This is a genomic window from Barnesiella sp. An55, assembly GCF_002161555.1.
GTDB classification, from domain to species: domain Bacteria; phylum Bacteroidota; class Bacteroidia; order Bacteroidales; family Barnesiellaceae; genus Barnesiella; species Barnesiella merdipullorum.
The window spans coordinates 115,817-126,028 of sequence record NZ_NFHZ01000011.1 but is presented as its reverse complement, the minus strand read 5'-3'; the positions used below and the strand labels follow the sequence as shown (position 1 = coordinate 126,028).

Annotated in this window: 6 protein-coding genes and 1 tRNA gene; 3 read left to right on the top strand and 4 right to left on the bottom strand. The window is 53.3% G+C overall.

What is annotated here, in order from left to right:
• Positions 1 to 276 precede the first annotated feature (276 nt).
• Positions 277 to 350 (bottom strand) — tRNA-Met (locus B5G10_RS08245).
• Positions 351 to 574: 224 nt separating this feature from the next.
• On the opposite strand from B5G10_RS08245, the gene B5G10_RS12955 reads away from it, so the two are divergent.
• The 3 genes from B5G10_RS12955 to B5G10_RS08230 all read left to right on the top strand — a co-directional run bounded on the left by B5G10_RS12955 (position 575) and on the right by B5G10_RS08230 (position 2,279).
• Positions 575 to 781 (top strand): helix-turn-helix domain-containing protein, encoded by a 207-nt coding sequence (locus B5G10_RS12955; RefSeq protein ID WP_087424263.1) that lies wholly within the window; start codon positions 575 to 577, stop codon positions 779 to 781.
• Between the two features lie 106 nt (positions 782 to 887).
• Positions 888 to 1,793, top strand: coding sequence for a hypothetical protein (locus tag B5G10_RS08235; protein ID WP_087424257.1), 906 nt, complete (start codon positions 888 to 890; stop codon positions 1,791 to 1,793).
• Between the two features lie 57 nt (positions 1,794 to 1,850).
• Positions 1,851 to 2,279, top strand: coding sequence for a hypothetical protein (locus tag B5G10_RS08230; RefSeq protein WP_087424256.1), 429 nt, complete (start codon positions 1,851 to 1,853; stop codon positions 2,277 to 2,279).
• A gap of 114 nt (positions 2,280 to 2,393) precedes the next feature.
• On the opposite strand, the gene B5G10_RS08225 is transcribed toward B5G10_RS08230, so the two are convergent.
• The 3 genes from B5G10_RS08225 to B5G10_RS08215 all read right to left on the bottom strand — a co-directional run bounded on the left by B5G10_RS08225 (position 2,394) and on the right by B5G10_RS08215 (position 10,212).
• A complete protein-coding gene (locus tag B5G10_RS08225; RefSeq protein WP_087424255.1) occupies positions 2,394 to 5,117 on the bottom strand; it encodes a calcium-translocating P-type ATPase, PMCA-type in 2,724 nt (907 codons plus the stop codon).
• Between the two features lie 32 nt (positions 5,118 to 5,149).
• Positions 5,150 to 6,511: a histidine--tRNA ligase gene (hisS, locus tag B5G10_RS08220; RefSeq protein ID WP_087424254.1), complete on the bottom strand. Its 1,362-nt coding sequence runs from the start codon at positions 6,509 to 6,511 to the stop codon at positions 5,150 to 5,152.
• 272 nt (positions 6,512 to 6,783) lie between these two features.
• The gene (locus tag B5G10_RS08215) at positions 6,784 to 10,212 is read right to left on the bottom strand and encodes a hypothetical protein (RefSeq protein WP_143241099.1); all 3,429 of its coding nucleotides are present in this window, start codon (positions 10,210 to 10,212) and stop codon (positions 6,784 to 6,786) included.

Genomic DNA, 10,212 nt, shown 5'->3' with positions numbered 1-10,212 from the left:
GCTCATAGAATGAAACTTATTGACGAATATATATCAAGACATTATTGAGGATTATCCTGAATTTTGTCGACTAGGAAGTTTTTCAACTGGTTTCATCCTGAATTTTGTCGACTAGGCCTGAAATTTATAATCAGCCGACAACTCCCGTTTGTGTTCCGGAGGCGGGTTCTGTCGAGCAACCTACTTTATGGTAAAATTTCTCCGGACAGCAGTGAAACGTAATACATCGGAAATAAAAAAGCCTCACTCTATGGTGAGGCTCCCTCAATGCTTTCGTAGCGAGACCGGGGTATGATCCCGGGACCTCATGATTATGAATCATGCGCTCTAACCAACTGAGCTATCTCGCCATCATGTCTATTTTTGCATCGACCACTTGTCAAATGCGGTGCAAAGATAAACGATTATTTTGTACTACGCAACAAATCGGTGTACTTTTTTCATCGAGAGTCCCCCACTCAAGCAATCTGTTAAAAAGTTTGCGAATACTAAAAAAAGAGATATCTTTGTAGTTATCAACGACAAACAGAGAAGCACCATAAATTCTGTACACAAGAGGGGGAACAACAAAATTATGGAACCTATCGGTCAACTCATCAAAGCCAAACTAAAGGAAAGAGGCATGTCGGTTGCACACTTGGCCCGCCTTCTCTCATGCGAACGATCCAATCTTTACAGAGTCTTCGAGAAAGAGAGTATCGATACCCGATTGTTATTACAAATTTCCCGGGCTCTCGAGTTTGACTTTTTCCAACTATACTCCAATGAGCTACAAAAGTAAGCGACCGTATCAATTACCACACAAAAACGTATCCTTTTTGATACACATTTCTACCGTTTTTTTAATTCTTTTTTACGTTATTTGTACAATCAAGGATTAATACAAAATGCTAAAAGCCTTAAAATCTTATCTATGCAACGTAGGCGCAATATGCCTGCTATGCTTACTGTTATCGCCGCTCACGCTGTCGGCACAAGAGGTTGTCAATATCTTTCAAGTAGGCGGCGACATCTGTGAACCCGTCACGCTGAAGACCTCGAAAGGAGATTATACCTTCCGCTCCAGCATTACTATCCATGGCAACATCAGTTGGTTCGAAGCCTATGATTGCCAAGGAAACCAAATTGTCAATCCCTCGGGATCGACATCTACTGCCAGCGGTCAGGCTACCGTGCGCACCTATGTTCTCAAGACCCTATATGAAAGCAGCCGTTCCGGCAGCAGTTCATATTCAAGCAATACGCAAGAATCGTCCCAACGAGTCATCGAAAACACTATCACCCATGTGGGCAGCAGCATGGGGCGTTTTGCTTCGTCCATGGCATACTGGCCGGCAGCCGGATACCCCAACCTCACGCTCAACTTAGGAGCCTCGCATCTATTCGGCGAGTTTGCTCGATTAAAAGCCTGCTTGGGTGGTGCCGGCGGCTTTATTCTCTATGGGGGTGTAGGCAAAGACTGGATCTTCAAAGGTGAGAATCACGAAAAACTCTCGTGGCATTGTGGCCTTGGCTATTATGGCAGTTGGGGCTACGACAGTGAACATGAATTCGACATGGGCATCACCTTCTCCGAGACACCCGTATGCCCGGGATATGCCCTAAGTTTGGACTTGTCGTACAGCTACTTCTTTGGCGATACAACCCGTTTCGGCCTCATTGGAGGAGCCGGTATAGGTGTAGGTCGGATAAAAGACATCTTCGAGATGCAAACCCAAGACCGTTTCGCCGGTAAGTTTGTTTGGGACGTAACTTTGGGTATAGCCGTAAAGCTATTTGCCGACAGCCACTAAAACAAGTACATAACCGAATCTTTAACTAAAACAGAAATCCTAAAAACGAATAGAACCATGAAAAGCAAAAACTGGAGAGATAAACGATATCTCTTTCTCACATTTGTGTGTGCAATGCTGTATATAGGTGTTGCCGGGATAATAACCTCTTGCAGTAAAGACGACGAAGCCAACGGGGACAGCGACATTATTACGCTCGATTCGACCTATGGAGCTTCGATAGACGGATCTTTCATATTCCACCCCAAGTTCATGCGACTGGGCATATTCTCAGACGATGTAGTAGCCGAGGTAGGACCCGTGAGCAGCATCTATGATATCACCTACATCCCCGAAGGGGGCTGGGCCGACGAGCTACCGGTTAAGGAGGGTTATGGATATGTGGTTCACAACAAAGACCTCCAGCGGTATTCGCGGGTATATATCGTGGAAAAGACCGAGACACACACCATCGCCCAATACCAATGTCCGTTTATTCCCGAATAAAACGCAAAGACAATGTTCTAACAACAAAACGCCCCGTCGCTGTAACGACAGGGCGTTTTGTTATTTCTATTTACAGGTTCTTTTGGTAGAGACCATGCCCCCACAGACTTCGATTCACGCCATCAACCGGCGTATGAGCCGATAGATCTCACCTATCCACAACACGATCGAGGTACCGGCAAAGATGTAGAGCCAATCCATAGGCTGCAAGGGAGTCACACCGAACAAGGAACCTCCCACACTCACGATGAGTATCTGCCCGGCCAGGATAATAAGGGTCACCCACAGGAAGCCTTTGCACGAAGCCAACCGACTGAAGGCCGACTGTACATTACCAAAGGCCTTGGCATTGAACATGTTCCAGAACTGCAGAAACACGAATATCGAGAAGAACAGCGTGAGCTCATAACGGGTGAGGCCATCGGGCACCGGCGTAAAATTGAAGAAGTTACCCAGGAAGAGCCGCAGGTCAAACTGGGCTATCGAGGTCACATCGACATGCTTGAAGTATTGCAGCAGCCCAAACAGCAGTAGTACGAAGGCGATACCGGTACCGATGATACCCTTGCCCATGGCGCGGGTCACAATGTTGTCGTTGAGGTGACGGGGTTTGTCGCGCATCACCCGTTCGTCGGGCGGCAGCGAGGCCAAGGCCAGAGCAGCAAAGGTATCCATGATAAGGTTCACCCACAACATCTGCGTGACGGTGAGGGGCGACTCGGTACCCAGGAAAGCACCGATGAGCACAATGAGACACGCAGCCACGTTGATGGTCATCTGGAAAAGAATAAACTTCTGGATATTGCGATAGAGCGAACGCCCCCACAGCACGGCTTTGGTGATGCTGCCAAACGAATTGTCGATGATGGTAATGTCGCTGGCCTCCTTGGCTACCGAGGTGCCGTCGCCCATCGAAAGGCCCACCTGTGCCGCGTTGAGAGCCGGGGCATCGTTGGTGCCGTCGCCGGTCACGGCCACCACCTCGTCTTGCGACTGCAAGAGTTTCACCAGCCGCTCCTTGTCCATGGGACGGGCCCGGGCAATAACCTTCAGGTCGGGGATACGCTCGAGCAGCGTCTTGTCGTCGAGATTGGCAAACTCGGGGCCGGTGATGATGTTGCGATCGCCATCCTCGGGTTGCCACAACGAAATCTGACGGGCTATCTCGCGAGCCGTCGCAGGGGTATCGCCCGTCACGATTTTCACTTTTATCCCCGCTTTCAAGCAGTCGGCCACGGCAGCGGGGACCTCTTTGCGCACGGGGTCGGCAATCGCCGTTACCCCCAGGAAGGTGAGGCGGATGTGGGGTGCCAGATGTCCGGCCAAGAAATAGGGGCCGTCGTCGTCCACCAACGCATAGGCAAAGCCCAGTGTACGCATGGCCTGGTTTTGGTATTGCAACAGTTTCTCCTCCACAGCCGGGCGGCGGCTGTCCATGGGCACCAACCCCTGAGCCGTAACCATTTGAGAGCAGAAGTTCATCACATACTCGGGAGCTCCCTTTACATAAATCACCCGATGGTTGAGCAAGGGCGAATCGACCACCGTAGCCATGTACTTGCGCTCGGTCGAGAAGGTGAGTTGCTCCACCACATGAGCCTCGTTGCGCAACCCGGCATAGTCGATACCCTGATCGGCCATCCACAGCAGCAAAGCACCTTCGGTGGGATTGCCCAGCACCTTCACGCCATTGGCTCCCTCGTCGAGGTGAGCCGTAGAATTGGCGGCAATGCCTTCAAAGATAATCTCCTTGATATTCGAGTCGGGGGCATAGTCAAATGCGGCCTCACTCACCCGCATCTGGTTTTGGGTGAGGGTACCCGTCTTGTCGGTACAGATAACCGTTGCGGCCCCCATCGTCTCGCAGGCGTGCATCTTGCGCACCAGGTTATTGTTGGCCAGCATGCGTTTCATACTCATGGCCAGACTCAGAGTCACACTCATGGGCAACCCCTCGGGTACAGCCACCACAATCACCGTTACGGCAATCATGGCGGTCGAGAGCAGATAGCTACCGAAGTTGAGCCAGTCGAGCTCCGGATGGTCGGTGAGATAAATCACCGTGCGGGCTATGAAGATGATAGCGGCAATCACATAACTGGCCTTGGTGATGAAGGCGGCCAGCGTATTGAGCTGCTTGTCGAGAGGTGTCTGGGTATTGTTTTCGATTTGCGAACCGGTATAGACCTTGCCATACTCGGTAGCGTCGCCCACCTGGGTAACCCGCATCACGCCGTAACCACCCAACATGGTCGAACCGTTCATCACGGCATTGGAGGGATAGGTAGCTTCCTTGTCAAAGTCGGCCTCGACCGTCGTCTTGGTAGCCATGGGCTCACCGGTAAGCGACGACTCATTGACCTGCATCGAGACGGCACTCAACAAAATACCGTCGGCCGGTATTTCGTCGCCGGCATTGAGCATGACGATATCGCCCACCACAATATCCCGTTTGGGAATCTCGAGGATGTGCCCCCCACGCACCACCTTCACGGGAAGGTCGTCGTTCACCTGGTTGAGGATATCGAACTTGCGGGCGGCACTCATTTCAAACAGGAAGCCTACCACCGTGGCCAGCAAAATGGCCAGGGCAATACCCGCCGGCTCAAACAGGGCCGAGAGCCCGGCCTCGCCCGTTGCCACATGATAGACAGCCACCGCTATCGAGAGGAGCAGGGCTACCAGCAGAATACGGATAATAGGGTCGGAAAACTTCTCCAAAAACAGTTTCCACATAGGGGTTCTTGCCGGGGGCGTCAACACGTTTTCGCCATACTTTTCCCGACTCTTCAGCACCTCCGCCTCACTCAGGCCGGTGTATTCCAATTTCGAGCTCATCAGTTCTATTGTCTATTATTTATCATTTTGCATCAGGCAAACAGGGCTATCACCTCATCGAGAGTGAGCAACGACTGCTCGCCGGTTGTCATGTTTTTCAATGCAATTTTCCCGGCTGCGATTTCGGTCTCGCCCACCAGGGCCACATATTGGGCTCCGATTGAATCGGCATATCCCATCTGTTTTTTCATCTTGGCCGACTCGGGATAGATTTCGGCCCGGATGCCGGCAGCCCGTAACCGGGCCAAATGGCTCAAGCAAACGGCACTCTCTTTCTCCCCGAAGTTGACGAAAAGCACCTGGGTCGATTGCATCGACTCCTTGGGATAGAGATCGAGCTGATTGAGCACGTCGAAGATGCGGTCGGCACCAAACGAGATTCCCACGCCCGATACACCCGGCAGGCCGAATACACCCGTCAGGTTGTCGTAACGGCCACCGCCCGTAATGCTGCCAATCTGCACGTCGAGCGCCTTTACCTCGAGAATGGCTCCCGTATAGTAGTTGAGGCCGCGGGCCAGGGTCAAGTCTATTTCGAGAGTCGAGCGCAAAGGCGAAGCCGAGAGTTTCTGCAAGATATACTCCAGTTCGTCGATACCCTTCACTCCTGTTTCCGAACCGGCCAGTTCGCGACGCAGCACCTGCAACTTCTCCTCATTGCTGCCTTGCAGTTGGATAATGGGTTGCAGGCGGGCCACAGCCTCCTCGGACAGCCCCTTCTCCAACAGTTCGGCATTGACCTTGTCGAGCCCCATCTTGTCGAGCTTATCGATGGCTACGGTAATATCGACAATCTTCTCGGGAGCCCCTATCCACTCGGCAATACCGCTCAATATCTTGCGGTTGTTGAGCTTGATGGCCACCCGTATGCCCAGGCGGGAAAATACCTCGTCGATCATCTCGATGAGCTCTACCTCGTTCAACAGCGAGTCGGAACCCACCACATCGGCATCGCACTGGTAGAACTCGCGGTAACGGCCCTTTTGCGGACGGTCGGCTCGCCAAACGGGTTGTATCTGATAACGCTTGAAGGGGAAGGTGAGTTCGTTACGGTGCATCACCACGAAGCGGGCAAATGGCACCGTGAGGTCATAACGCAACCCCTTTTCGCACAAGCGGGCAGCCAACCGGTTGAGGTTTCGCTCGGCCAAATCGGCCTCGGTCACATCGGAGAGGAAATCGCCCGAGTTGAGCACCTTGAACAAAAGTTTGTCACCCTCTTCGCCATATTTGCCCATGAGCGTTTGCAGGGTCTCCATGGCCGGAGTCTCGATTTGGCGGAAGCCATAAAGAGCAAAGACTTGTTTTATCGTATCGAAAATGTAATTGCGCTTGGCCATCTCATCGACCGAGAAGTCGCGCGTACCTTTGGGTATGGAAGGTTTTGCCGTCATATATTCATCTGTTTTATTTTCCAACAAGAGATCCCCGTCATGATCCGTTCTCAAGGAAAAGCCTCACCCGGCATTGCACAGTTGCCGTTTGACCGGGGATAATCGGTTGTGCACTTTACTTTTCCTCGCAAAGATAATGCAAAAATGTGAGATAGTGCACATCCACCGGAATATAGTTACCGGGTAACCCGCAAGTCCAATCGGGGTAGAAAAAACAGATGCCTCATCCCATTTGTGGAATGAGGCACCCGAGATTGTATTATAGTCACGTATCAGAACCGATAGGCCGTACCCAACGAAACCCGTCCTACCCCAATGAAGTGGTGGGTGTTAAGTACTCCGTCATACAACTTGTCGTCCCAAAGAGTCATCGACGGCTCTACAAACAGATCAACCGAGCGCGACACATTCCAACGCATCTGCACGCCACCCCGGGCTACCCAGCCTATACCCCCCTCGCTGTTGTAGTTGCTCCAGCCCAAACCGGTACCCAACGAAGCTATCAGATGGAAACGGCGATCGGGGTCGGGCTCGAAGAGCGACGAGAGATTAAGCAGATAGTCGGCATGGAGTGTACCTACATTGAGGGTGCGCGAAGAGTGCGGCGCGATAAAGTCGTAGCCAAGCCCTACCGATATGCCCGATACCCCCGTGAGCCAACGGCCCAAAGAGAGGTCGGCACCTACCGACACCTTGCGGTACTGGTCCATCATGATGGTCTCGCTGAAGAGCGACGGACCCACCGATACCGACACGAAATTTCGACGGTCGGGAGCTCGACGTCCCGCAGCCACGGCACCGCCGCCCAGCTTGTAATTGAGACCTACCAGCACACGCCCCTCGGGATCGAAATTATTATAACTGTGAGGCATGTGCGACGCTACAAGTTGCGGCTCGATGAAGAGGTCGATATCGGACGAAAGGTTGAAGCGTCCCTGGAGACCGGCCCGCGCGCCATAGACAAACTCGTTCTTCTTCTGATAATTACCCGCTCCACCATACACACCTACCAAGGCCAGCAGGTCAAATATGCGGTCGGGGTTATACCCGGCCGTAAAGGCCGACAGGTTGAAGAGATAATCGGCCGAAAGCGACAGGGCCATATATTGCGACCGGGTAGTATAATAGCCATAATCCAAGCCCAACCGCCAGGCCGACAGCGGGGTGTACCACTTGCCCAGCGAAGCGAATACGCCATACCCTTTGGTAAAGTTGAAACCACTCTCCCGGAGCCAACGACCCGTATAACCTACCGAGAGGAAATATTTGTCGGAGTTGTCGTAGGCTGCATGGTTGGCCTGGTAGTCATACCGGTCGAGCCGATACTGAAGGCCCACATTGACCGAAGCATGCAGGTCGAACGGAGTTTCGCCAAAGCTCTCGCGCGAGTAATTCTTCCCGAAGGCCCGCAACTGCGGTTCGATAAACAGGCCTACCCCCGAGCCCACATTCCACAACCCCTGCAGGCTCAATGCCGCACCGGGATAGAAAGCGGTGTGATAGCTGGTTGCATAGGAGAGCACGGCTCCTACCCCCAGGTTGGCCTCGAATACCCGCGAGGGGTTATAGCCATATAGCGTCGAGTTGATATTCCACAGATAGTCGAGCTGCACGAGACCGAATTTGCGATAGCCGGGTTCGGAGTCGCCATACACGCCACCACCGGCCGACAGTCTTACACCCGATGCAGCCGTAAACCATTTGCCCAAATAGAGCGAAGCCATGGGGCCCATGCGGTCGAGGGGCCGGGTGAACAGGTCGTGATGCAAAATTCCAGCGGCACCTACACTGATACCATAGAACATGTGGTCGGCAAAATTCTCGTTGCGGAACTCCTGAGCCTTATCCAGTGTGCCGTGTCGCATGCCATATCCATAGAGATAATAGGTGAGACCGGCCGTTACGGTGGGTACCACGTCGATATCGGAAAAGAGCCCGTGCTCCCAACGGTTATCCTGACCTACATTCAGTCGGGGCTCGATAAAGAGACCAAACATGTCGTTGAGACGGAAAGCGCCATTCAATCCTACGCCTACGCCCAAGCCGTGCTCGAAGTGGCCTTCGGACGAAACGTAATCGTAATTGAGACCTCCCACCCCACTCAACGAGAAGACGCGGTCGCGGTCATAACCATAGAAGAGATTGGTAAAGTTGAGCAAATAATCGAGTTGAGCCCCCACGCCCAGCGTGCGATGCGACGAATATTGGGCATCGAGCGACGAGAAGTTGAACAGCAGGCGGGTACCCGAAACCGAGTTCCACCAGGTGCCCACACCGCCAAAGATGCGGTATCCCTTGTTGGGGAAGGGGTTGGAAATCGACGACTTCATCGCTCCCACAAAACCGGCTCCCATCGTCAGATAGAGGTCACCGATGCCCCGGGGCAAATCGAACTTGTCTTCCTTCATCGCCGAACGGTCGAAATGGGCGGCAATAGGTCGATAGGTAATACCGGCCAATAGAGAGGGCAGAGGATCGACAGCGCTCAGTCCATCGCCCCAGGCCCCATTGGAAAAGAAATCGACCCGAGGTTCGATGAACAGACCTATATGACTCGACAGGCGGAAAGCCCCGTGCAGACCGGCGCCCACGCCCCACCGGCCATTGAGCCGGTCATCGACGGCCACCGAATGGTAACCGACACCCAGCAGTCCCGACATCTCGAATACGCGGCTGGGATCATATCCGCCAAAAAGCGAGTGCATGTTGAAGAGGTAATCGAGCTGAGCCCCAAACGACGCCTTGTTGAAAGCTTCGCCGGTTTCCAAATAGCGCATTACCCCCGACAATCGCAATGCCGATACCGGCGTGAACTGCTCGCCTATCGACAGCATGGTCGTACATCCGGGATCGAGCAGCGGGTTTACCCGGCTCGTCAATGTCGAAGAAAAGCCTCCGGCCAAGGAGAAGAACAGCCCTTGCTGGGCACCCCAGAAAGGTTCGTGGCGACGCACCGGTGCCGAAAGCAGGCGATACCCTACACCGGCCATGAGCGAGGCATCCCAGTCGTAACGCATCCAGGTCTTTATCCCGTCGATACCGTCGGAATAGAGTCCTACCCGAGGCTCGAGGTAGAAGAAAGTGAGCGGCGAAAAGTTGAAGCGGGTCTGCATACCCAGGCGGAAACCGCCCGCATGAGTCCAGTTGCCCCGCCGGTAAAGCAATTGGTATTCACCACCGGCAACGCCTATCAGTTCGAACATTCGTGCGGGATTGTCCTTGTGCAGCAAGGCCGAGAGGTTCATGAGATAATCGATCGACACCCCGGAAAAATAGGGATTCACATTACCCAACCCGTTGTGCAGACCAACATTCAGACCCAACCGCGCACCGTGCACGGGGGTGAACCAGTCGCCCACGGTGATTCCCGAACGAAGTCCCAACCCCGGCGTGGCAAACAGAGAGCCCGCCGAACGATTCATCGTAACGCCAGCCTCTCCCGAAACGAAAAGATGGTCGCCAAACTTCTTCTTTGCAAACCGTTCGTTCTTGGCCGGTTTCTGCAACATGTAGTCCAAACCGTTGAACTGGGTGGCCACTTGCTGCTCTTGCCCGGTAGCCGGCTCTTGCTCCCGTTCCGACTCTTGTTCCCGAGCCGGAGCCTGCTCCTGGGCTACGGCACTCCACGTGCACAAGAGCCCCAGCAGCCAGAGATATCGAACCACCCTTCTAAAACCGCACATGTTATATTTCATTTTCAT

Bases quoted from the DNA above. Each gene is read 5' to 3' on its own strand.
- B5G10_RS12955 (WP_087424263.1), top strand. From the start codon at position 575: ATGGAACCTATCGGTCAACTCATCAAAGCCAAACTAAAGGAAAGAGGC.
- B5G10_RS08235 (WP_087424257.1), top strand. From the start codon at position 888: ATGCTAAAAGCCTTAAAATCTTATCTATGCAACGTAGGCGCAATATGC.
- B5G10_RS08230 (WP_087424256.1), top strand. From the start codon at position 1,851: ATGAAAAGCAAAAACTGGAGAGATAAACGATATCTCTTTCTCACATTT.
- B5G10_RS08225 (WP_087424255.1), bottom strand. From the start codon at position 5,117: ATGAGCTCGAAATTGGAATACACCGGCCTGAGTGAGGCGGAGGTGCTG.
- hisS (WP_087424254.1), bottom strand. From the start codon at position 6,511: ATGACGGCAAAACCTTCCATACCCAAAGGTACGCGCGACTTCTCGGTC.
- B5G10_RS08215 (WP_143241099.1), bottom strand. From the start codon at position 10,212: ATGAAAATGAAATATAACATGTGCGGTTTTAGAAGGGTGGTTCGATAT.